This window comes from Shimia sp. R9_3 (assembly GCF_017743755.1).
In the GTDB taxonomy this organism is placed as follows: domain Bacteria; phylum Pseudomonadota; class Alphaproteobacteria; order Rhodobacterales; family Rhodobacteraceae; genus Shimia.
In genome coordinates this window covers 87,121-112,595 of record NZ_JAGHRP010000004.1, presented here as the reverse complement: position 1 = coordinate 112,595, position 25,475 = coordinate 87,121, and the positions used below count along the sequence as shown (strand labels likewise).

The window sequence follows — 25,475 nt, the reverse complement described above, 5'->3', positions numbered from 1 at the left end:
GTGTTTGAGGCAGGGAGTCGACATGCAGCGTGAGTTTTACAGGTCTTATCTGGAGGCCATCCCCCTACCAGCGGTGCTGGTGGACAGCCGCGCCCGGATCATTGGCGGCAATGCGGCGGCGGTGAAGCTGAACCCGCATGCGGATGGGGATCGCCCCCTGATTCTGGTGTTTCGCCAGCCGAGCCTGAACACGGCGGTTGAGGATTGCCTGCGCGAGGGCGACGCGCAGCGCGCGATCTATCTGCACAGCGAAGGTCCACAGGAACACCGCTATGATGTGACCTGTTCGCCCGTGACACTGACACCTGATGACCGCGGGCCACGGGGCTTGCGTCTGCCGCAGGGCGGGCAGAGCTTCAAAGGTGTGTTGATCTGTTTTCAGGACGTCACTGAAATGCAGCAGCTCGATCAGATGCGCCGCGACTTTGTGGCCAATGTGAGCCACGAGCTGCGCACGCCGCTGACTGCAATCCTTGGGTTTGTGGAAACGCTGCAAGGGCCTGCGCGGGCGGATCCCAAGGCGCAGGACCGTTTCCTTGGAATCATGTCGGCAGAAGCAAGCCGGATGAACCGCCTTGTGGGGGATCTGCTGTCTTTGAGCCGTGTGGAAGAGGTTTCACGGATGCGGCCCACGGATCCGGTGGATCTGGATCAGGTGGTCCGCTCTGTGCTGCAAAATCTTGGGCCAATGGCAGAAGACAACGATTGCGCGCTGATCTATGAGCGGGAGCGCGATCCGGCCGTGGTGGCAGGCGATGCGGATCAGCTTTTGCAGGTTGTCACAAACCTTGTGGAGAACGCGTTGAAATACGGCGGGCGCGGCACGCGGGTGACCGTGACCCTCAAAGAGCGCAGCAATAGCAATGGCGTGATGGGGCCGGGCTTTGCGCTGGCGGTCAAAGATGACGGTCCGGGAATCGACTCTGTGCACATTGCACGTTTAACGGAGCGTTTTTACCGGATCGACTCTCATAGGTCGCGGGAAATGGGCGGAACCGGCCTTGGCCTCGCAATTGTAAAACACATTATTAACCGTCACCGGGGGCGTCTGCAGATCGACAGCGTGGTGGGTAAAGGTAGTGTTTTCAAAGTGTTGCTACCGCTGCGTTAACCTTTACCTAACGTCTTTTTTGCGCAAAAGACATATTTTCTGGCCCACTGTCATACAGCTGTTACATAGCCGTCACAAAAGCTTCGAACAGGCGCATTAGACCGCGTCGTGAGACTGGCAACGACACAGTCCACAACACATGGAGTTAAATTAATGTCTGTCAAACTGACTGCCTCTGCTCTGGCCATCGCGGCCGTTGCTGCCACTTCTGCCGCCGCGCGTGACCAAGTTCAGGTCGCCGGTTCCTCCACGGTTCTGCCTTACGCTTCCATCGTTGCAGAAGCTTTCGGCGAAAACTTCGATTTCCCAACCCCGGTTGTTGAATCCGGTGGTTCTTCCGCAGGTCTGAAGCGCTTCTGCCAGGGTGTTGGCACCGAGCACACCGACGTTGCAAACGCGTCCCGCAAAATCCGTGACAAAGAAATCAAAGCCTGTGCCGAGAACGGTGTGACCGACATCATCGAAGTGCGCATCGGTTATGACGGCATCGTGTTTGCTTCCCAGCTGAACGGCCCTGAGTATGTGGCTTTCACGCAGTCTGACATCTTCAACGCGCTGGCACCAAAAGTTATGGTTGACGGCAAGCTGGTCGACAACCCACACAAAAAATGGTCCGACTTCAACGCGGACCTGCCAGCCGAAGACATCCTGGCGTTCATCCCTGGCACCAAGCACGGCACCCGTGAAGTGTTCGAAGAGAAAGTTGTGGCCGCAGGCTGTGAAGCCACTGGCGCTTTTGAAGCGATGATCCACGCTGGCATGTCCGAGGACGATGCAGAAGACGCATGTCTGGAAGTGATGTCTGACGGCCGCGCCGTGGACATTGACGGTGACTACACCGAGACCCTGGCCTCCATCGACTCCAACGCAAACGGCATCGGCGTGTTTGGCCTGGCGTTCTATGAGAACAACACCGACAAGCTGAAAGTGGCGACCATGGCGGGCGTTGAGCCTTCCACCGAAACCATCTCCACCGGTGAATACCCAGTGTCCCGCCCGCTGTACTTCTACGTGAAGAAAGCGCACATCGGCGTGATCCCAGGCCTGAAAGAATATGCTGAGTTCTTCATCTCCGATGAGATCGCAGGCGGCGACGGCCCTCTGGCAGAGTACGGCCTGGTGTCCGACCCAGCACTGGTTGAAACTCAGGATGCAGTTGCTGCTGAGAAAACCATGGGCGGCGACAGCTAATCCGACCTGAGTGTCGATGAAACAACTTGAGGCGGCGCTCGTCGCCGCCTCTTTTCCAATTTGTCTTGGAATAAGACCTCTGGGGGACCCATGCCTGTAATTTGGCTCTGTGTGATTGTGCTGGCGATATCCATCGTCGGCTTTATTTTTGGGAGACAGCGCGCGTTGAGCAGCGCTGGTGGTGACGCACGAAATCTCCATTCCCTGCCGAACTACTACGGCTGGAATGTGTCTATGAAAGTCGTGGCCCCCGCGTTCGGGTTGATGATTGTTTGGCTGATTGCCCAGCCACTTGTCATCCAGAACAGCATTTCCGGTATGATCCCTGAAGCCGAGATCAAAGAAGGCTCCAGCATTGGCCTCGTGATGGCCGAGGTGCGCCGCACCGCGGACGGGCTGAACAACGCGGTGGCCGCCGGTGTGATCTCTCAGGATCTGTCCAACGATCCGGGTGCCGATGTCGAGGCGCTGACCGCCAGCCTGAAAGAGGCGGGGCAGGTTGTGACCTCCACCATCACCCAGCCAATTCTGCTGGCCGCGCAGGCCTACCGCACCATGACCAACACCGGCAGCCTGATTTTGGCCGCACTGGTGCTTTTGGTGTCGCTGGGTGCTGCGGGCTTTGCCGTGCGTCAGGCGGACAAGGACTACAAAGCGCGCAATGTGGTGGAGCAGGGCGTTCTGGCGCTGCTGATGGCGGCGGCTTCTGTCGCTATCCTAACCACCATTGGCATCGTGCTCTCGCTGGTGTTCAACACCGCCGAGTTCTTCCGCCTCTATCCGGCGGCGGACTTCTTCACGCTGCTGGAATGGGCGCCAAGCTTCTCCGGCCGTGGGGGCGCTTCCAAGCTGGGCATCCTGCCGCTGCTGTGGGGGACGATCTATATCTCGATCATCGCGCTTCTGGTGGCGGTGCCGATTGGCCTGTTCGCTGCGGTCTATCTGTCTGAGTACGCCACACCACGGGTGCGCGGCATTGCCAAGCCGCTGCTTGAGATCCTCGCGGGTATCCCGACCATCGTTTACGGTCTCTTCGCGCTGCTGACCATTGGGCCGCTACTTGTTTCCGTGTTCGGCGAAGGTGGCGCAGGTTGGATGAGCGGTGGCCGCGCAGTGATGACCGCTGGTATCGCCATGGGCATCATGCTGATCCCGTTTGTGAGCTCGCTGTCTGATGACATCATCAATGCTGTGCCGCAGGCGATGCGTGATGGCTCCTATGGTCTGGGCGCAACCCAGTCTGAGACCATCAAACAGGTGATCCTGCCAGCCGCATTGCCGGGCATCGTCGGCGCGATCCTTCTGGCTGCAAGCCGCGCGATTGGCGAGACCATGATTGTGGTGATGGGGGCAGGGGCCGCTGCAAGGCTGTCTCTCAACCCGTTTGAGGCCATGACCACCGTGACCGCCAAGATTGTCTCTCAGCTGACCGGGGACTCTGACTTTGCCTCCCCTGAGGCGCTGGTCGCCTTTGCCCTTGGCATCTCACTTTTTGTTCTGACTTTGGGGCTGAACGTCTTTGCCCTCTACATCGTCCGTAAGTATCGGGAGCAGTACGAATGACCGACGCAAGCCTTCCCAACGCTGGCGCAAAGCCGCAGTCCGGCTCGCTCACGACCGTGGACGCGCGCACCAAGAAGCGCAATGCCGCCGAGAAACGCTTCCGCGCCTATGGTGTCGCGGCGATTTCGACAGGCATCCTGTTTCTGATCGTGTTGCTGTTTTCCATCGTGACAAGCGGTATTGGCGCCTTCCAGCAGACCTTCATTACGGTGCCGGTCTATCTGGATGAAGCCAAGCTCGACAAAAAGGGCAACCGCAACATCGACGACATCAAGAAGGTCTCAACCTTCGGCTATAACCCTCTGATCCAAAAGGCTGTTCTGAAAGCGGTTGAGGATGCGGGCATTGAAACGCCGCTGAAAAAGTCCAAAGACATGAAGGCGCTGATTTCGGCCTCCGCAGCTGGTCAGGTGCGCGCGGCGGTGATCGACAATCCGGCGCTGATTGGCCAAACCGTAGAGTTCAAGTTCCTCGCTTCCAGCCGCGTTGATGGCTATCTGAAGGACCGCGTGAAGCGCGAACATCTGGCGCGTGACAAGAACATCGACGCAGAGCACCTCGACATCGTGGATGGGCTTCAGAAAGCGGGCGTTCTCGCAAAAACATTCAACCCGGCCTTCATCTTCGGCGCGGATGCATCCGAAAGCCGCGCAGAGCAAGCCGGTATTGGTGTCTCCATGCTGGGTTCCCTGTTCATGATGTTTGTGGTGCTGTTCCTGGCGCTGCCATTGGGCGTGGCCGCTTCGATCTATCTTGAAGAATTTGCGCCCAAGAACCGCCTGACAGATCTGATCGAGGTGAATATCTCCAACCTCGCAGCGGTGCCATCCATCGTGTTCGGTATCCTTGGTCTGGCGGTCTTCATCCAGTTCATGCACCTGCCGCAATCCGCACCGCTGGTGGGTGGTCTGGTGCTGACGCTGATGACCTTGCCGACCATCATCATCTCGACCCGTGCCTCGCTGAAATCCGTGCCGCCAAGCATCCGTGATGCAGCGCTGGGGGTAGGGGCTTCCACGATGCAATCGGTCTTCCACCACGTGCTGCCACTGGCTGCGCCTGGCATCCTGACTGGCACCATCATTGGTCTGGCGCAGGCGCTTGGGGAAACCGCACCTCTGCTGCTGATCGGTATGGTAGGCTATATCGCCTCCAACGCGCCGGACGGTATTGCCAGCGGTCTGCTCGATCCGAACTCCGCGATGCCCGCGCAGATCTATGAATGGGCAAAACGGGCTGACCCGGCCTATTATGAACGCGCTTGGGGCGGGATCATCATTCTGTTGGTCTTCCTCATCTCAATGAACACTCTCGCAGTCATCCTGCGCCGCCGGTTTGAGCGCCGTTGGTAAGCAAAGGATTGAAACACATGTACGATCAAGCTGAACTGGGGGCCGCTGTGGACCAGAATTCAACCAAAATCTCCGCCCGTAACGTGCAGGTCTATTACGGCGACACCCATGCGATCAAAGACGTGAACGTCGATATCGACGCCAAAGCTGTGACCGCCTTTATCGGTCCGTCCGGTTGCGGTAAGTCGACTTTCCTGCGTTGTATCAATCGGATGAACGACACAATTGATGTGTGTCGTGTGAAGGGCGACATCCTGATTGATGGCGAAGACATCTATGACAAGCGTGTCGATCCGGTGCAGCTGCGCGCCAAAGTGGGCATGGTGTTCCAGAAACCGAACCCGTTCCCAAAGTCGATCTATGACAACATCGCTTATGGCCCGCGCATCCACGGGCTCGCCAAGAACAAAGCGGATCTTGATGATATCGTTGAGAAATCCCTGCGCCGTGGTGCGATTTGGGATGAGGTGAAAGACCGCCTGCACGCGCCGGGCACCGGCCTGTCTGGTGGTCAGCAGCAGCGTCTGTGTATCGCGCGCGCTGTGGCAACCGAGCCAGAAGTGCTGCTGATGGACGAGCCATGTTCAGCGCTTGACCCGATTGCCACCGCACAGGTCGAAGAGCTGATTGACGAGCTGCGCCACCAGTATTCCGTGGTGATCGTGACGCACTCCATGCAGCAGGCCGCACGTGTGAGCCAGAAAACCGCGTTCTTCCACCTGGGCAATCTGGTGGAATTTGGGGAGACCTCGCAGATCTTCACCAACCCAAAAGACGAACGCACCGAAAGCTATATCACTGGCCGGATCGGCTAAGGAGACTGGATTATGAACGACCAACATATTGCCTCTGCCTTTGACCGTGACCTTGAGGGCATTCAGGCGCATGTGATGAAAATGGGCGGCCTTGTTGAGGCGGCGATCGGTGATGCGGCCACCTCCATGCAGAACCGCGACGAAGAGCTCGCAGCTGAAGTGCGCAAGGGCGACAAGGCAGTGGACGCGCTTGAAGATCTGATCAACGAGCAATGCGCCAATTTGATTGCGCTGCGTGCGCCAGCGGCCGTGGATTTGCGGGTTGTGCTGTCGGTGATGAAAATCGCCGCCAACCTGGAACGCATTGGCGACTATGCCAAAAACATGGCCAAGCGCACCGCGGTTCTGGTGCATATGGAGCAAGTTGAGGGCGCGCACAGCTCGCTGCGCCGGATGGCACAGGAAGTGCAGCTGATGCTCAAAGATGTGCTGGATGCCTTTATCCAGCGCGACGTGGCTTTGGCCCAGGATGTGCTGGAGCGCGATCAGAACATCGACCAGATGTACAATGCGTTGTTCCGCGAATTCCTGACCTTCATGATGGAAGATCCGCGCCACATCACGCCCTGTATGCACCTGCATTTCATGGCGAAAAACACCGAACGCATGGGCGACCATGTGACCGCGATTGCCGAGCAGGTGATCTATCTGGTGACCGGCTCCATGCCGGAAGAAGCGCGCCCCAAGGCGACCCGACTGGACGTCTAACGGCGGTTTGAGAGGCAAAGCAGATGGCAAAAGATCATCCCACAGTTCTCGTTGTAGAAGATGAGCCGGCGCAGCGCGAAGTGCTGAGCTACAACCTTCAGGCAGAGGGTTTTGATGTGGAGGCCGCCGCAGATGGCGACACGGCACTGCTGATGGTTCAGGAAGTGCTGCCCGATATTATCGTGCTCGACTGGATGCTGCCGGGCACATCTGGCATCGAAATCTGTCGGCGCCTGAAAACCCGCGCGGAGACCAAAGACATTCCGGTGATCATGTTGTCTGCGCGTTCTGAGGAAGTGGACCGTGTCCGCGGCCTTGAGACCGGCGCAGATGACTATGTGGTCAAACCATACTCTGTGATGGAGCTGATGGCGCGGGTGCGCAACCAGCTGCGCCGTGTGCGACCATCCTCGGTGGGTCAGACGCTGACCTATGAGGATATCATTCTGGACGCTGAAACCCATCGCGTGACGCGCTCTGATGAAGCGCTGCGTTTGGGGCCGACCGAGTTCCGGTTGCTCGCTACCTTTATGGAGAAGCCCGGCCGGGTCTGGAGCCGGGAGCAGCTTCTAGATCGGGTTTGGGGCCGTGACATCTACGTCGATAGCCGCACGGTGGATGTGCATATCGGGCGGCTGCGTAAAGCGCTCTGTGTGCATGGCGGAGAAGATCCGCTGAGAACAGTGCGCGGCGCAGGCTATGCGCTTGGCTGATTTTCTTTTGCCTCATTAAGCAGGCAGGGCGCATTGAGGTGCGCCTTGTATGCCGCTGATAATCAAGAGAAGTTCGGATGCTGGATCAAGCTTGGCTATGTGGTCCGTATTTCATATAATTGGTATTATGTCATCTAGTGATACTCCAACGATAATGAAACCACCTCTGGACACATAACTGGGCTTTACTATACCTTAAGGGTTAGTTCGTGGGGATGAACGGTCCTGATGAAAACTTGAAATTCTGCCGAAATGAGCGCCCGTAAACCGATCCGGCGCTTGTTCGTCTACTTGCCAAACGGATGCACGTATGGACGAATCTTTGGATTATGTTGAAACGGTGATGAACCAGACCAGTCTTGAAGCGCTCTGGGAATTGCACTGCGCCAAAATGGCGACCTATGGTTTTGACAAAATCATCTATGGCTACACCAACTATCGCAGCGGTATGTCGCTGGGCGATGTGGAAGATTTCTTTATCCTGTCCAACCACCAGCGCGACTATCTCGACAAATATATCGGTGAAGGGCTTTATTTCGACGGTCCGATGATGAAATGGTCGCTGGACAATGCTGGCGCACAAAGTTGGAGCATCATTCAAAACGCCTTTGCGGCTGGAAATCTGACCGAGAAACAGATGCGCGTTTATGAGGTCAACAGAAGCTACGGTTTGAGCGCTGGCTACACTATTAGTTTTCCGACGGTTTCGTCACGGCACAAGGGTGCGATTTCACTGGGTGCACGCACAGACATGTCTCAGGAAGAGGTCGATAAGCTCTGGAAATCTGTGGGGCGGGAAATCTCTTTAATCAATAATGTGGTACATCTTAAAATACAGTCACTGCCCTATAAAAACCCAGAACGCGAACTCACAAAACGTCAAAGAGAAGTTCTGGAATGGGTCGGTGACGGCAAAACTATTCAGGATATTGCTCTGTTGATCGAGCGCACTCCCGCGACAGTTGAGAAGCATTTGCGACTCGCCAGAGACGCCATGAATGTAGAGACAACGGCGCAAGCTTTGCTAAAGGCGTCATTTATGCGTCAAATTTACTTGCTAGAGGGGCAAAACTGACGCATGATAGGGTCATTAGTATGGTATCCCTGACTTGTTGGTTAATTGTCAGACTGGCACTATCGAATTGTTCCGTGAGTGGTGGCTTTGGCCTTGGAACACATCGGCACTGATCCTCGCAATTACGAGGCTCTCTGGGTCGACCGGTATCAACCCGGACGTTAGCTTTGGTTTATTTTAACTAGGAGCTGACACTTTTCGGTGGCCTCCCCATCCCCATGTTTTGGAGGCCTTGAAAAAGGGCGGCGTCATCTTTAGGTGGCGTCGCTTTTCTGTTTGGTGCGGAGTTTTTGCACTCCCGAGAATCAACGGCTTAGAAGATTCGGTTTCATACCAACGTGGGCAAGGCGCTGTACTGTTAGGGTTTAAGGTATGACGAGGACGATCACCTTGCGCGTGCATTCTGAGAGATGGAAGGCCTTTTGCCTCTCAGACCTTTGCACCTAAATGCATAAAGTGAACCAACGGCTTTGTTGTAACGTAAAGAGCCATTCGAGCTGGCCCTATCTTTTTTAAGCCTTTGTTTTTGAGGCAATTTCACTGCCATTTCTTCAGGCTACGCCTATGCGAGATGGCTCTCAAAACGCCCTCCCCTCATCAAACGCCTGATCAACTCTTTTGCGCGTTTAACCGTTCGTTATCGCCAATTTCTGAGTGTCGCCAAAAGACATGCGGTGGCTTCTGTGGCGATCGCTACAGGCTATTGGAAATGGAGAAGACATGAACAACCTAGCCATCGGTACACGATTATTTGTCACGTTTGGTTTTATGTTGATTCTCATGATTGGCCTCGCGATGGTCGCCGTTTGGAGGGTTGAAGCAGCCCGCGAAACGCTGGCGCAAATCAACGAGATCAATTCTGTGAAGCAACGTCATGCGATCAATTTTCGCGGCAGCGTACACGACAGAGCCATTGCTATCCGCGATGTTGTTTTGATCCCTGCTGGCACCGAACGCGATGCGCAGGTTGATCTGATTGAAAAACTGGCTGCGGATTATGCGGAAAACGAGGTGCAACTGACCAAACTGCTGTCAGATAGCACGCAGGCGCAGCCTGAAGAAATCGAAATCGCCGCGCGTATTGCTGAAGTGCAGGCCAAAACCAATCCACTGGTTGATGAGATCGCCGCCAAGATCTATTCGGGTGACCCTCAGCAGCAAGCGCAGGCGCTCGAGCTGCTTTATGTGGTGTCGCCTCTGTTTTCTGACTGGCTCGGGGTGATCAACGAGTTCATCGACTTTGAAGAAGCCGCGAACCAGGCGGCCGGGACAGAAGTAACAGCCGCAATGGACAGCTTTGGCATGCATGTGGTGATCATCCTTTTGTCAGCCGTTGTTTTGTCTGCCTTTGCCGCGCTGTCGGTCACCCGCTCTGTCACCCGCCCGATCGCGCACCTGCAGGCCTTGCTGAGCCGTATGGCGGATGGGGATGTGACTCCGGACGACAGCCTTGCCCAGAGAAAAGATGAGATTGGTGCGCTGGCGCGTGTGGTGGCGTCTCTGCGTGAGGCGCTTGAAGACAATCAGCGCAAGGAAGAGGAAATCCGCGAGAATGCTCGGCAGGTTGAAACCGTTGTCGAGGCGCTCGGCAAGGGACTTAAAGAGCTTTCGAAGGGCGATCTGACCTATCGTCTGGACACAGCATTTGCCGGCTCGATGGACACTCTGCGCAAAGACTTCAACACCTCAGCGGAGAAGCTGAACTCCCTGTTGGCTGCGATCCGTGCAAACTCTTCGACCGTGAAGCACTTCTCCTCTGAGTTGGCGAGCGCGTCTCGTGAGTTGGCACAACGTACCGAAGGCCAATCCGCGACCCTTGATGAAACCACCTCCGCTATGGAGGAGCTGACGGCGAGCGCAAAGTCTGCAGCGCAGAGCGCGCGCAACGTCGAGCAGATTGTGTCTGAAGCGCGGGAAGAGGCGGATCAAAGCGGCGAGATTGTTACTATGGCCGCGTCTTCAATGACCAAGATCGAGACCTCCTCTAACCAGATTTCGGCGATCATCGCGGTGATCGAGGACATTTCATTTCAGACCAATCTGTTGGCGCTGAACGCAGGTGTGGAAGCGGCCCGCGCCGGAGAGGCTGGACGGGGCTTTGCGGTTGTTGCCTCCGAAGTGCGCTCGCTGGCGCTCAGATCCACGGATTCCGCGCAGGAGATCAAGGATCTGATCGCGGTCAGCTCGGATCAGGTGTCTGAAGGTGTGGATCTGGTGGCGCGCATGGGCGGTGAGCTTAAGAGCATCGCTGACAAGGTTGGCGGGATTTCCGATGTGGTCGGAGAAATTGTGCAGGTGGTGGATCAGCAGTCCAATACGATTGCAGAGGTCAACACCGGTATTGCGCAGCTCGATCGTGTCACGCAGCAGAACACTGCGATGGTCGATCAGACACAGCAGCATTGCACAACGCTGGAAGACAACTCCGTTGAGTTGATCCAGCAGTTGTCCGTCTTTGAGATCGAAGAAGCGGATGGCTCCGCTGACAATGATGTTGCCACTGAGACGGAAGCGCAGCACATCGCGGCCTGATCAACGCAGCTTGTAGAACCAGATGAGGGGATCCTGTTTCAGGGTCCCCTTATGCATTCTGGCCTTCTGAGAAGGCCGTATGGCGGCCTTTAGGATGAGAGCCGGAGAGATGCAGCCCCCTGCCCCTAAAAGCTCTGTAGATGAAAAAAACATAGCCATTCAGATACAAAAACGCCGCACACTCTGCAGTGTGCGGCGTTCAAAATCTTCGACTTCAGAGAGGCTTAGCCCTGAGCGGCTTTCGCCACTTCTGCTGCGAAGTCTTCTTCTTTCTTCTCGATGCCTTCGCCCACTTCCATGCGGACGTAGCCAACGATTTCCGCACCTGCTTCTTTGGCAGCTGCTTCAACGGTCAGGTCTGGGTTGATCACGAAGTTCTGGCCCAGCAGGGTCACTTCGGACATGAATTTCTTCATGCGGCCCACGATCATCTTCTCGATCACCTGCTCCGGCTTGCCGGATTCACGTGCGATTTCGATCTGAACGTTTTTCTCTTTTTCAACGATAGCTGGGTCGAGATCTGCTTCGCCCAGGGCCTGCGGGTTGGCCGCTGCGATGTGCATGGCAACCTGCTTGCCGAATGCTTCGTCGCCGCCTTTCAGGGCTACGAGAACACCGATTTTGCCCATGCCGTCGGTCGCTGGGTTGTGCACGTAGGAGGTCACAACGTCACCTTCCACGGACGCCATGCGGCGCACGGACATGTTTTCACCGATGGTGGCAACAGCGTCGGTTACGGTTTCTTCAACGGTCTTGCCGCCCAGATCCGCCGCTTTCAGCGCGTCAACGTCAGCAACGTTGATTGCTGCGCCGGCGATTTTTGCAACCATGGACTGGAAGTCAGCGTTTTTGCCAACAAAGTCGGTTTCGGAGTTCACCTCAACGGCAACACCTTTGCCACCTTCAACGGTGACAGCCACCAGACCTTCGGCTGCGGTACGGCCGGATTTTTTAGCCGCTTTTGCCAGGCCTTTGGTGCGCAGCCAGTCGATTGCTGCTTCCTGATCGCCATCGGTTTCGGTCAACGCTTTTTTCGCGTCCATCATGCCTGCGCCGGTCATCTCGCGCAGTTCTTTAACCATTGCTGCTGTGATCGCCATCTGTGGCTCTCCTCGTCAGAATTCGGATTGTGGGGGCGGGTGTACCCTGCCCCCATGTCAGATTTGTAACGTCGCTTACGCGTCTGCTGCGGCTTCTTCGGCCACGGCTTCTTCAACCGGAGCTTCGAATTCGCCCAGATCCACGCCTGCGGCGCCCAGCTGTGCGGTCATGCCGTCCAGAGCAGCGCGGGCTGCGAGGTCACAGTACAGGGAGATCGCGCGGGATGCGTCGTCGTTGCCTGGGATGATGTAGTCAACGCCGTCTGGGGAGCAGTTGGTGTCAACCACAGCCACAACTGGGATGCCCAGTTTGTTGGCTTCGGCGATGGCCAGTGCTTCCTTTTTCACGTCGATGACGAACAGCAGGTCAGGAACGCCGCCCATGTCGCGGATACCACCGAGAGACGCTTGCAGCTTCTCCTGGTCGCGCTCGATGCCCAGACGCTCTTTCTTGGTCAGGCCTTCTGCGCCGGATGCCAGTTTCTCGTCGATCTCTTTCAGACGGTTGATGGACTGGGAAACGGTTTTCCAGTTGGTCAGCGTGCCGCCGAGCCAGCGGTGGTTCATGAAGTACTGCGCGGATTTCTCTGCTGCATCTGCGATCGGCGCTGCGGCCTGACGCTTGGTGCCAACGAAGAGAACGCGGCCGCCTTTTGCAACAGTGTCACGTACGGCTGTCAGAGCCTGGTCCAGCATAGGAACGGTCTGGGTCAGGTCCATGATGTGGATGCCGTTGCGGGAGCCGTAGATGAACGGGCCCATGCGTGGGTTCCAGCGCTGTGTTTGGTGACCAAAGTGAACGCCAGCTTCCAGCAGCTGACGCATGGAGAACTCGGGAAGAGCCATGCTATTTTCCTTTTCCGGTTTACGCCTTGGCGGGGAGAAGTGAGAGCGGATGCTCCAACCGGCGGACCGACAGGGATGTCTCCCCTGCCCAAGCCCAAACCCCGCCTGCGGGTTTGAATGGCGCGCGTTTACAGCAGGTTTTACTATCATGCAAGGGCCGAGTGGCAGACTTGGCTGCAAAAGGTGCAAAACACCGCGCGCTTTGGGTTGACCTTACCTCACAGCACGGCAAAATCCTTAATAGGTTTACGATTGCAAAGCAAGCGCCGCTGACCAAAGGCGGTGCATTTAGCTCTGCGACCACTCAGCTAAGGAGCTGTTTTTATGATCAAACTCTATCACCTCAACCGCTCGCGTTCCCTGCGTATCATGTGGCTTCTGGAAGAAATAGGAGTTGAATATGAGCTTTGCGCTTTTCAGCGGAACAGCGAGACCTTTTTGGCGCCCGAAACGCTGAAAGACATCCACCCGCTGGGCAAAGCGCCGATGCTGGAAATCGACGGGAAGCTGATCACAGAGTCCGCCGCGATTGTCGAGATCCTGTGCCAAAGATTCGCGCCGCAAATGATACCGGCCGCCACAGATGTGGCGGCCTCTCTTGAACATCTGCAGCTGATGCATTTCGCTGAAGGCTCCGCGATGACACCTTTGTTGCTGGGGATCTATACCAGCATTCTGGGCGAGGCCGCCGCACCGCTGCAACCGCGCATCCAGTCAGAAACTAAGAACCACTTTGACTATATGGAGGGGCTGATCCGCCCGTCAGGTCATTTTGTGCTGGACGAACTGTCTGCTGTGGATGTGATGATGCTGTTCCCCGCGCAATCTGCGATCCATCGGTTGGGACTGGCAGAGACCTACCCCAAACTCGCGGCCTATGTTGCGGCGATTGAGGTGCGGCCGGTGTTTCAGCGCGCAGTGGCGCGTGACAACGGGTGACAGAAGGTTTCTGTGGGGCGTATTGAGCTGATCAAGCGCGCCCCATTGGCGACATTTACCGGCCAAGCCCTGCGCGGATTTGATCTTCAGCGGCTCGCGCAAGCGCTTTGCGGTTGGCGAAGTCTGAAACCTTCAGGGGCGGATGATAGACCACCTCTACCCTCCCCTGCCGCGCAGCAGCCAAGGTCGATAGAAGATGTGGGCCAAAGTCCATATCCCCCCACCAGCCGTAAAACCGCGGCTCTGCCCCTTTTGGGGCCGTGTAATGCACTGTGACAGGCTGAATCAGCATCTCCTCGCGCAGGCGGGGATCAAAGAACGCCTCAAAGAGTGTTGTTTTGAAAGGCAAAACCCGCAAGCTGTCGCTGCTGGTGCCTTCCGGGAAGAACAGGAGCTGATGCCCGGCCAGCAGGCGATCCTCAAACATGGTTTTGTGCGCCCGTGCTTCGCGACGGTCCCGTCGAATGAACAGCGTGCCCGTTGCGCGGGCCAGCCAGCCGATGCCGGGCCAATTTGCCACCTCTGCTTTGGAGACGAAGTAGACCTGCTGCGGCGCGTTGAGGGCAAAGATGTCAAGCCAGGAGGAGTGGTTGGCCACCACAGCACCGCGATCTTTGATTGGCATGCCGGAAACTGAAAAGCGGATGCCCAAGAGGCGGAAGGCGTTTCTGCAGACAAATTGCGTGATGTAGGGCGTCCATGGGCGGCGCAAGCCAAAGATTGGCCGCTCGATCAGGCGCAACAGAAGCAAGAGCGCGAGGCAGCCAAAGACAAGGAGTGCCAAAGGAAATCCGCGCAGGATGGCACGTACTATGCCCATGGCCCCGAGTTTGGGCAGTGTTGGATAGCCGTCTTCGCTTTCCCAGGTGCTCACAGCGAACGCTCCTTGGTATAAAGCGCGCGGTTTTTCTCGTTCATCCGGGCAGTGTCGAGGATCAGGCAAACGTCCGTGGTGTTAAATGCATGGTCGAGATAGGCCCCCTCCCCGACAAAGCCGCCAAGACGCAGGTAGGCCTTGATCAGAGGGGGAACCGACAGCATGGCTGCGCGGCGGTCGATCTCCTCTTCAGGGATGAGGTCCATCGGCTGGAACACATCGGCCTGTGTGCGGGTGCGAATGCCTTCAGGGGCCAGATGCCGGCTGTGCAGCAGGGACAGCGCGGCCGCATGTTCGGCCACATCGGTGCCGTGGAAACTGGCGACCCCAAAGAGCACCTCGATTTCATGCGCGGCGACATAGGCGGCCAGCGCATTCCAGAGATGAAACATCGCCGCTCCGCCGCGGTAGTCCGGATGCAGACAGGATCGGCCCAGTTCCAGAAGGCGGCGGCCTGAGGCCTTCAAGGTGGAGAGATCATATTCATCCTCTGAATAGAACTGTCCGATCTCTTGGGCTTTCTCATCGGTGAGCAGACGGTAGACGCCGACCACCTGATCGATGGGATCGGCATCCCGCGCGTGATCCATCAGGATCAGATGGTCAAAATGCGCATCAAAGCGGTCCTGCTCAAGTTTGGCCTCGTGATCCACCATCGGCCCATCTGCGCCGAGCTCCTCAACAAAAACGCGATACCGCAGGCGCTGAGCGGCCTTTAATTCGGCCTCAGAGCTCACAATTTTAACTTCGAAGTCTGGCGCCTGCGCAGTCATGGGAATGAGGCTTCCTCTTTGTTTTTTGGGTTCTTAGGCAGGGAAGTGCGCAAAATCAACCGGCGTCGTTGGGTCGGCTTGTTGACGTTTTCAGATGCGCATGCACAATTTGTTAACCAAATTAGGTTTCTGATGCGGGCATCAACATGATACGCGTTCCATCGATGACAACTTTGCCCGCGTCTCGGAAATTGACGGTAACTTTGCCGCCGATGTTGGATTGCACCTGTCCCAGCCCCCAGTCGGGTTGGTCCGGATGGGTCACCAACATTCCGGGTTCAAGAAAGGCATTGAGATCGTCCATTGGGCCACTCGTCTCTAAAAGGAATACAGATGTCAGATAATACGGATTTCTCCGCATTGGTAGGGTCACGGATTTGCCACGACCTGATCAGCCCGGTGGGTGCCATCGGCAACGGGCTTGAGTTGCTCTCGCTGACAGGCGACGCCAAGGGCCCGGAAATGGAGATGATCGAGGACAGCGTGAAAAACGCCAACGCCCGCATCCGTCTCTTCCGGGTGGCCTTTGGTCAGCCGGGAGATGAGCAGATGGTCGGCGCGCAGGAGATCCAGTCCATCCTTGCGGATCTGGCACCGAGCTCGCGGGTGGAAACCTTTTGGGAAGTTGAAGGCGCTGTGGCGCGGCCCGAGCTGCGCCTCGCCTTCCTCACCCTTATGTGTTTTGAGGCCTCCATGCCCTTTGGCGGCACGATCAGCATCGCGAAAGAAGGCGCGGGTTGGTACCTGCTGGCGGAAAGCGAAAAACTGCGCGCGGACACGGAACTTTGGGGGCCGGTGTCTCATGGCGAAGTGCCTGAGGGGTTGGTGCCTGCAAAAGTTCAGTTTGGGCTTTTGCCTCAAGGCGCAAAGCTGCTTGGGCGTCCGCTCAGCGTTTCTATGACCGATATGAGTTTGGAAGTGCGCTTCTAAACACGAAAAAGGCGCCGGAGATCGGCGCCTTTCTTTTTTCTCAGGTGTCGCTGTGTCAGGCGCGCGTGGTGCCGTCACCTTCGACCAGATATTTGAAGCTGGTCAGCTGCGCCGCGCCCACCGGACCACGTGCGTGCATTTTGCCGGTGGCAATGCCAATTTCCGCCCCCATGCCAAATTCGCCGCCATCCGCGAACTGCGTGGAGGCGTTGCGCATCAGGATGGCGCTGTCCAACCGTTCAAAGAAACGCGCAGCGGTGGCGTCATCCTCAGTGAGGATACAGTCGGTGTGGTTGGAACCATACTGGCGGATATGCGCAATGGCACCATCAACATCAGGAACCACTTTGGCAGCGATATCCATGTCGAGATACTCTTTGCCCCAATCCTCGGACGTGGCCGCAGTGGTGCCTGCGATCTTGGCGAGCGTTTCATCGGCATGCACGCGCACACCTGCATCAAGCAGCATCTGAATGAGCGCAGTGCCAAGCGTGTCAACAAGGCTTTCGTTGATCAGCAGACATTCCGCAGCGCCGCAAATGCCGGTGCGCCGGGTCTTTGCGTTGAGGATCACATCCATCGCCTTTTGGGCGTTAGCAGCGGCGTCTACATAGATATGGACGATGCCTTCGAGGTGGGCAAAAACCGGCACGCGGGCTTCACGCTGCACAAGGCCCACGAGGCCTTTGCCGCCGCGCGGTACAATCACATCCACGGTGTTGACCATGGTCAACAGTTCCTGAACTGCAGCACGGTCACGGGTGGGCACAAGCTGGATGGCGGCTTCGGGCAGACCTGCAGAGGTCAGGCCTTCGACAAGGCAGGCGTGGATGGCACCGGAGCTATGGAAACTCTCTGAGCCGCCACGCAGGATTACGGCGTTGCCGGATTTCAGGCAAAGCGCGCCGGCGTCGGCGGTTACATTGGGGCGGCTTTCATAGATCACGCCCACAACCCCCAGAGGGGTGCGCACGCGGCGGATGTTGAGGCCGGAGGGCATGTCCCATTCGGTGAGCACCTCCCCCACGGGATCGTCCTGTGCCGCAACCGTGCGCAGGCCGGTGACGATGCCACCGATGCGGTCTTCATCGAGCATCAGGCGATCCATCATCGCGTCAGACAGGCCTTTGTTGCGGCCAAATTCGAGGTCTTTGGCGTTGGCCTCAATAATCTCAGCCCGGCGAGACCAGACCGCATCTGCGGCGGCCTCAAGCGCGGCGCGTTTCACCTCCGGCGGGGCAAAGGCCAGCTCCGCACTTGCCGCTTTGGCTTGCGCGCCAATCTGGGCCATCAGGGCGGGGATGTCTGCGATGTCTTTCATCAGATCTGTCCTTTGTTGAGGGTCTTTGGTTGGATTTGTTTCGCCTTCGGCGAGGATATTTTTAGCAAGAGGAAGGCTAAAGCGCCATGTCGTCGCGGTGGATGAGCGCGGCGCGGCCCGGGTAGCCAAGGATGTCCTCGATCTCGCGGCTGTGGTGGCCTTTGATCTTGGCCGCATCTTTGGAGGTGTAGGCCGCAAGCCCTTGCCCCAAACGGTGGCCGGTGCTGTCTGTGATCTCGATCGGGTCGCCCCTGCTGAAATCGCCGTTGACCGCGGTAACCCCGGCAGGCAGCAGGCTTTTGCCCGCCGCCAGCGCGCGCGCGGCACCCGCGTCCACCACGAGAGCGCCCTGCGGTTTCATCGAGTTGATCCAGCGTTTGCGCGCCAGCTGTGGGGTGCCTTGAGCGGTGAACCATGTGGCGTTGCCCCCACTTTCCAGCGCCTGCACAGGACGGATCGCGGAGCCTTCGGTGATCGCCATGGCGCAGCCACCTGCGGTGGCGGTTTTGGCGGCCATCAGCTTGGTGATCATGCCGCCTTTGGAGAGGCCAGAAACCCCTTCACCGGCCATGTCTTCGATCTCAGGCGTGATGGTCTCGATCACCTCAAAGCGTTTGGCGCTTGGGTCGGTCATGGGATTGGCGGAATAGAAGCCATCCACATCCGAGAGCAGGATCAGATGGTCCGCGCCAGTGGTCAGCGCAATCTGAGCGGCAAGCCGGTCATTGTCGCCATAGCGGATTTCATCTGTGGCCACTGTGTCGTTTTCATTCACGATGGGCACCACACCCAATGTGAGCAGCTGGTCCAGCGTGGCACGGGAGTTCAGATATCGGCGGCGATTGGCGCTGTCCTCTAGTGTCACAAGCACCTGCGCGGTGGTGATACCATGCGGCGCAAGCGCCTCTTCATAGGCACGAGCGAGCCGGATCTGGCCCACGGCGGCGGCGGCCTGAGATTGATCCAGCGTCAGGTCGCTGGCAGGCAGGCCAAGGGCGCCGCGCCCCAAGGCAATGGAGCCTGAGGACACCAGCACAACATCGGTGCCGCGCGCCTTCAGCATCGCCACATCTTCGGCCAGGGCCTTGAGCCAATCGGCTTTCAACAGGCCGGTGCTGCGGTCAACAAGCAGGGCTGACCCGATTTTTACAACAACCCGTTTTGCAGTCTTCAGGGTTGCCACGGCGCCTCTTCCTCGTCAGCGGTCTCTTCGATTTTCTGACGCAGGCGGTCATCGTCGATTTCCGCACGCAGGGCACGCAGCACTTCAGTGGTGCCCTCATGGCTCGCGCCAGACATCAGCATCACGGGGCCGCCAACAACCGCCTCCAGCTCCTCCTTGAGGAATTCACGTTCTTCCGCATCCAAAGAGTCGATTTTGTTCAGAACCGTCACGCGGGGTTTGTCCGCGAGGATGTCAGCGTAGTTGGAGATTTCCTGCACGATGGTTTTGTAATCCTCCAGCAAGGTGCCGGAGGTGCCATCCACCAGATGCAGAAGCACCGCGCAGCGCTCTACGTGGCCTAGGAAGAGGTCACCAAGACCCCTGCCCTCGCTCGCGCCTTCGATCAGGCCGGGAATGTCAGCCACCACAAATTCCACGCCATCAACACCCACAACTCCGAGGTTCGGGTGCAGCGTGGTGAACGGGTAATCCGCGATCTTGGGCCGCGCATTGGAGGTCGCCGCAAGGAAGGTCGATTTGCCGGCGTTTGGCAGACCCAGCAGGCCCACATCAGCAATCAGCTTCAGGCGCAGCCAGATGGTGCGCTCCACACCCGGCTGGCCGGGGTTGGCACGGCGCGGGGCCTGGTTTGTTGAGGATTTGAAGTGCAGGTTGCCGAAGCCGCCGTTACCGCCTTTGGCGAGCAGGACGCGTTGGCCCACTTCGGTCAGGTCGGCAATCAGGGTTTCCTGATCCTCATCCAGAATCTCGGTGCCCACAGGCACACGCAGCACGATGTCGTCACCGGATTTACCTGTGCGCTGGTTGCCCATGCCGGGCTGGCCGGATTTGGCAAAGAAGTGCTGCTGATAGCGGAAGTCGATCAGCGTGTTCAGCCCGTCGACGGCCTCGGCCCAGACATAGCCACCGTTGCCGCCGTCCCCGCCATCGGGGCCACCGTATTCGATGTATTTCTCGCGTCGGAAGGACACACAGCCACCCCCGCCGCCACCCGAGCGGATGTAGACTTTGGCAAGGTCGAGGAATTTCATAACATTTGTCCTTTTGCGGCGCGTTCTGCGCTCATACCCTGCCTGACGGCAAGGCTCAATCCAGTTTCAGGCTGTAGGTCCAAGTGGGCACATTGGCGTTGCGCGCCAAAGAGAAGCTTTCCGCGTCCCCCAGATACTGGAAACCACAGTTGGTCAGCACACGAGCAGAGGCCGGATTGTCCTGAAAAACGCTGGCAAAGATGGTGCTGCTGTTCAACGGGTTGGCCGCAATCAAGAGGCGCACCGCTTCAGAGGCCAGACCTGTGTTCCAGAAGGCTTTGCCAATCCAATAGCTGATCTCCACCTGACCTTCGTCAACACGTGTCAAACCGATGAGGCCCATGACCTCGGGCTGCTGATCCGAGCTGCCATCAATGGCCCAGACATCTTCCACGCGGCCTTCAGATTGGGCGCGCGTGATAAAGGCTTCGGTCGCGCCGGGGGGCACCGGATGCGCGATGCTCGTGGTCATGCGCGCCAATTCGCGGTCTGCGGTGTGCATCTCGATCAGGCCCTGATCGGAGCGGCGCAGCGGGCGCAACACAAAGCGTTCGGTTTCGATCACAGGCTGGTTGACGATAGTATCCAGTTTCATGCCTGTTCTCCTCCTCAAAGAACTACGTATAGCACAGAGGCCACAGTGAGCGCGGCCAAAGTGCGCATCAAATAACGTTCGGCGGGTTTTCCGGCGACGGTTTGGGCGATCCGGTCCCCTGCATAGGTCCAGATCGGATGAAAAACGGCTTGCGCCGCCAAAAGACAGATGGCGATGGTGGCCGTGGCCTGCAACGCCGGTGTCGAAGGTGTTACAAAATTTGTGAAGCCTGCAACGATCATCGCCCAGGCTTTGGGGTTGAGCGGATGCACCAGCAGACCGGCGGCAAAACCGGGCGCTTGGGTCACCGCATCCTTATCAGCAGAGAGGCGCAGGTGCGCCACTTTCCAAGCCAGCCAGCAAATATAGGCTGCACTTGCCCATTTCAGCCCGGCAAAAAGACCGGGCACCGTGTCGGCAAGCTCCATCAGACCAAAGCCGATGGGCCAGATGATCAGCTGTTTGCCCAAGGCCACACCCGCCACAAAAGGCAAAGCGGCGCGAAAGCCAAAGCGCGCACCTGTGGCCAATAGCGCCATATTCGCAGGCCCAGGTGTGCCCACCTGGCTTGCGGCAAAGACGCCAAAACTGATCACTGCGACGCTCATCTTTCTGACTGAACCTCATCAAACGAAAAAGGGACCGGCTGTTTCGCCGGTCCCTTAAATGTCTCATTACCCTTAAGGTCGGCTTACTCTGCGGCCTCCGCCACTGGCAGGACCGAAATAAAGGTGCGGCCCTTGAGGCCTTTGTGGAACTTCACGTTGCCGTCAACAGTTGCAAAGATGGTGTGATCTTTGCCCATGCCAACGCCTTCACCTGGCCACATCTTGGTACCGCGCTGACGCACGATGATGTTGCCTGGGATCACGTTTTCGCCACCGTATTTTTTCACGCCAAGACGACGACCCGCGGAGTCGCGACCGTTACGGGAACTACCACCAGCTTTTTTATGTGCCATATCGTTAGTCTCCTATACTTCGCTTACTTCGCCAGTTCGGCTGCTTGTGCAACCCACTCAGGCTTCACTTTAACAGCGTCAAAGCTGTCTACGTCAACCGCTGCGAGCTGTGCAAAAGAGGTGATGCCTGCATCTGCCAGCTTTTTCGCTGCTGCCGGGCCTACACCGTTGATTGCGGTCAGGTCATCAGCTGCTGCAGCGGCAGGTGCCTCTGCTTTTGCTTCTGCCTTCGCCGCTTTCTTGGCTGGTTTGGCTTCTGCAGGTGCTGCAACGGAGCCTGCGCCCACTGCCGCTTTTACACCAGACTTGTCTGCGCCGGACGCGAGAATGTCGGTGATGCGAACCAGAGTCAGTTTCTGACGGTGGCCCACGGTGCGCTTGGAGCTGTGCTTACGACGACGCTTCACGAATTTGATCAGCTTTTCGCCTTTGATCTGGTCGATCACGTCTGCCTGCACGGCTGCGCCTTCAACGAAAGGTGCGCCAACAACGGTGTTGTCACCGCCAACCATCAGCACTTCGTTGAATTGGATTTTTTCGCCAGCGTCTGCAGCCAGTTTTTCGACACGCAGGACATCGCCTGCCTGTACTTTATACTGTTTGCCGCCGGTCTTCAGGACTGCGAACATGTCCTATTCCTTCGATCTGATCGCGTCCTGTGGCCCCTCCCCCTTGCGGGTTTGGCGTTTGTGGCTTTGTCTTTCGACGGTGCCGCCTCGAACAGCGCGCCCCTTGTTGGGGCTGTGTTACAACAAAAACGCGGCGCAAAGTACATACTCCACGCCGGTGGCGCGCTTATGCGTCGGATTTTGCTCTGGGTCAAGCCTTATATTGCAGGCGCTTTGCGCCCTCCAAAGCGGCCTTTTAAAGCTCTTGTGCCGGCTGCAAATCGGCCATCCGAGCAGCCAGAGCCTGAAAGCGGTTTGACATGACCTCAAAATGCACCGCGTTCATAAGCTCATAGACCGTCATCATGGTTGGGTCTTCCAAGGCTTCGGTGTACTCGATGAGCTCTTCAAGCGAGAAGTCCTGATAAGTATAGGCGGCATTGCGCAGGGTCGCCAGCGCGATCTCCTCCTCCATCTCCGCGGCATTTTCGCTCAAGGCCGCGCGCAAACCGTCCTCATCCGTGCGCAGATCAATCACGCCCGCATAAGAGGCCGCCAAAATAAACCGCACCTGGATCTCCAGAATGGCATCAGAGCCGACATCTTCGGGGTCAATCGCCACGGTCATGCGGCGAAAGAGATCCACGCGCGGGTCCTCTGCGGCTTCAAGATCCGCCAGCAAGGCTCCGCCGATCAATTCTTTTTCCTCATCATCGCCCATATGCGCGGCATTTTCGACCTCGACCAAACGCTGCCCAAGATCGCTGGCATAGAAGGCCGCAGCATGGGCAAGGCTCTCATCATCCAGCGTTGCCTCCAGAATATCGAGCGCCCGGTTGTGCATGAAGGTCGTGTCAAAAACCTCCTTGGTCAGGGAGGTCCATTGCAGCCCGAAATCTTCCTCTTCAAGCCCCAGAAGCAGCGGTGCGGAGGAAGCGGACAGCGCAATGGATTCAATGGCCACATCAAAACCGGTCACCTGCAGGAAGGCTTCGACCCGCGCACGATCAGCGGCCTGCGCCGTTGGCGCAAAAGCGCTGAACCACGCAAAAATACCAGCAAGCAGAACAGTTGCCAGACGCGGAAGCAAGACAGTGGACGGGGCCAGACGGGCGGTGAGTGTACTCATAGCTTTAAGCTAGTTCATTTCCCAAAGCGTTTCGAGATTAAGTTGAAACACAACGAGATTTTGAAGTGCCCGCGATGTCTATAGGTTCCGAGGGTTGCGACGTATTGTTATGTCCCAACAATCAATCGAAAGGCTTTGGGCAAAACAATGCAAATCCCACTTGCGCCGAAATCGAAAGGTGATTAAACGACGCCCTCACCAAGACCACGGTCTATGCGGACGGAGAGGTGCCGGAGTGGTCGAACGGGGCGGTCTCGAAAACCGTTGTCCCTTCACGGGGACCCAGGGTTCGAATCCCTGTCTCTCCGCCATTATCTTTTCATTGCTACCGACAGGCCGCTGGTGCCTGTATCAGCCCCTGACCAAACACGTCATCTTGCCCCGGCGCGCCAATGTCTCGGGTGATCGTGCGTAGGTCTTCTTTGACCTCTTCGACCGAGAGCGCTTTCCAGCCGCTGTTGGCTGCAATGGAAGCTGTCACGAAGGGCGTTGCGGCCGAGGTGCCGCTGAGGATGCGTGTGCCGGTGCTGTCTTGCACCAGAATGTCGACACCGGGGGCTGCAACATCGATCTGTGCGCCCTGCACGGCCCGGTCATAAACCTCAAGTGCGCTATCGACCGCCGTCACGGCCACAACATAAGGAAAGGCTGCCGGAAATTGCGGCGGGGCGCTGGCGCCTTGATTGCCAGCCGCTGCGACAAAGATCATGCCGTCATCGGCGGCACGCTCCATACCACGGTTGAGCAATTTGTTGCGCGGCCCCGCAAGGCTGATGTTGACGACTTCGACATCCTGCGTTGCAAGCCAGTTCACCGCCTCAAGGATCGCACTGACACCAGCGGTGGTGTCTCCGGCTCTGCTTTCTTCCACCACACCAGCGCTGTACAGCACTGTATCCGACAGACGCCCCGCTCCAATCAAAAGGCTTGCCATCTGCGCGCCATGCTCTGCGTTGGCAGGGGGCTGAGGAGCGACAAAAGATTTTTGCACAACCCGCCCTGAGGCCAAATGATCGTGCGCTTGGGGCAGTGCTTTGTCTATCAGGCCGACGCGACGCACCGCGCGGCAGCCGTCGTCCCGCCACCCGATCAGCCCATTCGCGTAATTGGCGCCGGATGCGGTAAATGGGTTGGCTTGCAGGCGATACACATGATGCGCCCCCGCGGTGACTCCCGGCACGGCCTCTTCAATCTGAACAATCGCTTCGGGTATAGAGAGCCCTTCGGGAATCGTGAAGGCGACCAGCACGTCCCCAAGCTCTTCAAGTGGGCGCACTGACCGGGTGGCATAGCCAAGGTTTTCGGCGTTGCTGATCAGCTCATCTGGTGCACCGGCAACCATAACAATGAGTTCGCGTGCGTCGCGCACATCCGCGCGTGCGACGGTAGAGGGACGTGAGCCGACACATGCGGTTAGCAAAAGCGCTCCGAGCAGAACTCCGATAAGTCTGGACATGCACATTCCCTCACCTGTTTGGGTCTAAGCCCTATCACGGCCGCGCCACGAGGGTCACGATATCTGAGCTCTCCAAAAGGATTTTTCCATCAATCAGAGCCTGTTGCGTCTCAAACTTCACACGAAAGAGCCCCAAAGCGCTCGGCCCATCCGCCAATTGTGCCCCTGCATTATCCAGAAGAGTGCCAATTTCAGCAATGCTGGCCTCTGCCTCAAACGCGATGGCCAATTCGATAGCCGCCTCGGGCTGAGACGCGGTTTGAAATCTTGCCTCATTGGGTGCAAACGACGGCGCAACAAGGAATGCGCCCTGAATAAGTACGGCAACACCAAGGGCAATGGCTGCGATGCGCCAATAATCTGGCTGCGTGGGGGCGGATGTTTCGTTGGATTGAGGGGCATCCGCCAGCGCAACCTCCAGACGCCGCCATCCGAGCTCACCCGGTGGCATGCCTGTTGCGATCGCGGAAAGCGCGGCTCTGAGGCCTTGCTGTAGGGAAATCTCCGCGCGCAGTTTGTCGTTGTGCGCCATCTCCCGTTCGATCTCTTCTACAAGCGCCGGTGTCGCCTGCCCGCGCACAAACGCGGTGACGTCTTCTTCGCTGAACCTATGTTCCCATTCATCGCTCATCGATACTCTCGCTTACTTTAGGCACATCGCGT

The 25,475-nt window shown here is 57.6% G+C and carries 26 protein-coding genes and 1 tRNA gene; 12 read left to right on the top strand and 15 right to left on the bottom strand.

The window, feature by feature from the left end:
• Positions 1-22 precede the first annotated feature (22 nt).
• From J7412_RS11910 to J7412_RS11870, 9 genes are all read left to right on the top strand, one after another.
• Positions 23-1,111 (top strand): ATP-binding protein, encoded by a 1,089-nt coding sequence (locus J7412_RS11910; RefSeq protein WP_209078855.1) that lies wholly within the window; start codon positions 23-25, stop codon positions 1,109-1,111.
• Positions 1,112-1,264: 153 nt separating this feature from the next.
• Positions 1,265-2,302, top strand: a complete 1,038-nt coding sequence (locus tag J7412_RS11905; RefSeq protein WP_209078854.1) for a substrate-binding domain-containing protein — start codon at positions 1,265-1,267, stop codon at positions 2,300-2,302.
• Positions 2,303-2,392: 90 nt separating this feature from the next.
• Positions 2,393-3,865, top strand: a complete 1,473-nt coding sequence (gene pstC, locus J7412_RS11900) for a phosphate ABC transporter permease subunit PstC (RefSeq protein ID WP_209078853.1) — start codon at positions 2,393-2,395, stop codon at positions 3,863-3,865.
• Entirely contained in the window at positions 3,862-5,217 is a 1,356-nt protein-coding gene (gene pstA / locus J7412_RS11895; protein WP_209078852.1) for a phosphate ABC transporter permease PstA, read from the top strand. Before pstC ends, pstA begins: the two co-directional genes overlap by 4 nt.
• 17 nt (positions 5,218-5,234) lie before the next feature.
• Complete coding sequence (gene pstB, locus J7412_RS11890; RefSeq protein ID WP_209062706.1) at positions 5,235-6,032, top strand: phosphate ABC transporter ATP-binding protein PstB; 798 nt, start codon at positions 5,235-5,237, stop codon at positions 6,030-6,032.
• Between the two features lie 12 nt (positions 6,033-6,044).
• Positions 6,045-6,740 (top strand): phosphate signaling complex protein PhoU, encoded by a 696-nt coding sequence (phoU, locus tag J7412_RS11885; RefSeq protein WP_209078851.1) that lies wholly within the window; start codon positions 6,045-6,047, stop codon positions 6,738-6,740.
• 23 nt (positions 6,741-6,763) lie between these two features.
• Positions 6,764-7,453 (top strand): phosphate regulon transcriptional regulator PhoB, encoded by a 690-nt coding sequence (gene phoB / locus J7412_RS11880; RefSeq protein WP_209062710.1) that lies wholly within the window; start codon positions 6,764-6,766, stop codon positions 7,451-7,453.
• 310 nt (positions 7,454-7,763) lie between these two features.
• Complete coding sequence (locus J7412_RS11875) at positions 7,764-8,528, top strand: LuxR family transcriptional regulator (protein WP_209078850.1); 765 nt, start codon at positions 7,764-7,766, stop codon at positions 8,526-8,528.
• A 720-nt stretch (positions 8,529-9,248) separates the two neighbouring features.
• Positions 9,249-11,060, top strand: coding sequence for a methyl-accepting chemotaxis protein (locus J7412_RS11870; RefSeq protein WP_209078849.1), 1,812 nt, complete (start codon positions 9,249-9,251; stop codon positions 11,058-11,060).
• A 224-nt stretch (positions 11,061-11,284) separates the two neighbouring features.
• Here the strand turns inward: J7412_RS11870 and tsf are convergent, their stop codons facing one another.
• Both tsf and rpsB read right to left on the bottom strand, forming a co-directional pair.
• Positions 11,285-12,160: a translation elongation factor Ts gene (gene tsf, locus J7412_RS11865; protein ID WP_209062716.1), complete on the bottom strand. Its 876-nt coding sequence runs from the start codon at positions 12,158-12,160 to the stop codon at positions 11,285-11,287.
• Positions 12,161-12,235: 75 nt separating this feature from the next.
• Entirely contained in the window at positions 12,236-13,006 is a 771-nt protein-coding gene (rpsB, locus tag J7412_RS11860; RefSeq protein WP_058240801.1) for a 30S ribosomal protein S2, read from the bottom strand.
• 324 nt (positions 13,007-13,330) lie between these two features.
• Between rpsB and J7412_RS11855 the strand changes: the two genes are divergently transcribed.
• Complete coding sequence (locus J7412_RS11855) at positions 13,331-13,945, top strand: glutathione S-transferase (RefSeq protein WP_209078848.1); 615 nt, start codon at positions 13,331-13,333, stop codon at positions 13,943-13,945.
• Between the two features lie 55 nt (positions 13,946-14,000).
• Here J7412_RS11855 and J7412_RS11850 read toward each other — a convergent pair whose 3' ends face one another.
• The 3 genes from J7412_RS11850 to J7412_RS11840 form a co-directional block, all read right to left on the bottom strand.
• A complete protein-coding gene (locus J7412_RS11850; protein ID WP_348540496.1) occupies positions 14,001-14,819 on the bottom strand; it encodes a lysophospholipid acyltransferase family protein in 819 nt (272 codons plus the stop codon).
• Complete coding sequence (locus tag J7412_RS11845) at positions 14,816-15,595, bottom strand: GNAT family N-acyltransferase (RefSeq protein ID WP_209078847.1); 780 nt, start codon at positions 15,593-15,595, stop codon at positions 14,816-14,818. The genes J7412_RS11850 and J7412_RS11845 overlap by 4 nt, the downstream gene beginning before the upstream one ends.
• 121 nt (positions 15,596-15,716) lie before the next feature.
• Positions 15,717-15,899: a DUF3553 domain-containing protein gene (locus tag J7412_RS11840; protein ID WP_209062721.1), complete on the bottom strand. Its 183-nt coding sequence runs from the start codon at positions 15,897-15,899 to the stop codon at positions 15,717-15,719.
• Between the two features lie 29 nt (positions 15,900-15,928).
• On the opposite strand from J7412_RS11840, the gene J7412_RS11835 reads away from it, so the two are divergent.
• Positions 15,929-16,525: a histidine phosphotransferase family protein gene (locus J7412_RS11835; RefSeq protein ID WP_209078846.1), complete on the top strand. Its 597-nt coding sequence runs from the start codon at positions 15,929-15,931 to the stop codon at positions 16,523-16,525.
• A gap of 55 nt (positions 16,526-16,580) precedes the next feature.
• On the opposite strand, the gene J7412_RS11830 is transcribed toward J7412_RS11835, so the two are convergent.
• From J7412_RS11830 to J7412_RS11795, 8 genes are all read right to left on the bottom strand, one after another.
• Positions 16,581-17,846 carry a glutamate-5-semialdehyde dehydrogenase gene (locus J7412_RS11830; protein ID WP_209078845.1) on the bottom strand — a complete coding sequence of 422 codons (1,266 nt, stop codon included), beginning with the start codon at positions 17,844-17,846 and terminating at the stop codon, positions 16,581-16,583.
• Between the two features lie 76 nt (positions 17,847-17,922).
• Positions 17,923-19,029 (bottom strand): glutamate 5-kinase, encoded by a 1,107-nt coding sequence (proB, locus tag J7412_RS11825; protein WP_209078844.1) that lies wholly within the window; start codon positions 19,027-19,029, stop codon positions 17,923-17,925.
• On the bottom strand, positions 19,017-20,063 hold the full coding sequence (obgE, locus tag J7412_RS11820; RefSeq protein WP_209078843.1) for a GTPase ObgE: 1,047 nt from the start codon (positions 20,061-20,063) through the stop codon (positions 19,017-19,019). Before obgE ends, proB begins: the two co-directional genes overlap by 13 nt.
• Positions 20,064-20,118: 55 nt before the next feature.
• Positions 20,119-20,658, bottom strand: a complete 540-nt coding sequence (locus tag J7412_RS11815; RefSeq protein WP_209062731.1) for a GNAT family N-acetyltransferase — start codon at positions 20,656-20,658, stop codon at positions 20,119-20,121.
• Between the two features lie 14 nt (positions 20,659-20,672).
• Complete coding sequence (locus J7412_RS11810; protein ID WP_209078842.1) at positions 20,673-21,266, bottom strand: LysE family translocator; 594 nt, start codon at positions 21,264-21,266, stop codon at positions 20,673-20,675.
• A gap of 83 nt (positions 21,267-21,349) precedes the next feature.
• Positions 21,350-21,619, bottom strand: a complete 270-nt coding sequence (rpmA, locus tag J7412_RS11805; RefSeq protein ID WP_209062735.1) for a 50S ribosomal protein L27 — start codon at positions 21,617-21,619, stop codon at positions 21,350-21,352.
• Between the two features lie 23 nt (positions 21,620-21,642).
• A complete protein-coding gene (locus J7412_RS11800; protein WP_209078841.1) occupies positions 21,643-22,248 on the bottom strand; it encodes a 50S ribosomal protein L21 in 606 nt (201 codons plus the stop codon).
• Between the two features lie 235 nt (positions 22,249-22,483).
• On the bottom strand, positions 22,484-23,356 hold the full coding sequence (locus J7412_RS11795; protein WP_209078840.1) for a DUF2059 domain-containing protein: 873 nt from the start codon (positions 23,354-23,356) through the stop codon (positions 22,484-22,486).
• Between the two features lie 221 nt (positions 23,357-23,577).
• Here J7412_RS11795 and J7412_RS11790 point away from each other — a divergent pair.
• Positions 23,578-23,667: transfer RNA gene (locus J7412_RS11790), tRNA-Ser, on the top strand.
• A 14-nt stretch (positions 23,668-23,681) separates the two neighbouring features.
• Here the strand turns inward: J7412_RS11790 and J7412_RS11785 are convergent.
• Positions 23,682-24,812, bottom strand: a complete 1,131-nt coding sequence (locus J7412_RS11785; protein ID WP_209078839.1) for a S8 family serine peptidase — start codon at positions 24,810-24,812, stop codon at positions 23,682-23,684.
• 34 nt (positions 24,813-24,846) lie between these two features.
• Positions 24,847-25,443, bottom strand: coding sequence for a hypothetical protein (locus J7412_RS11780; protein ID WP_209078838.1), 597 nt, complete (start codon positions 25,441-25,443; stop codon positions 24,847-24,849).
• Between the last annotated feature and the right edge of the window lie 32 nt (positions 25,444-25,475).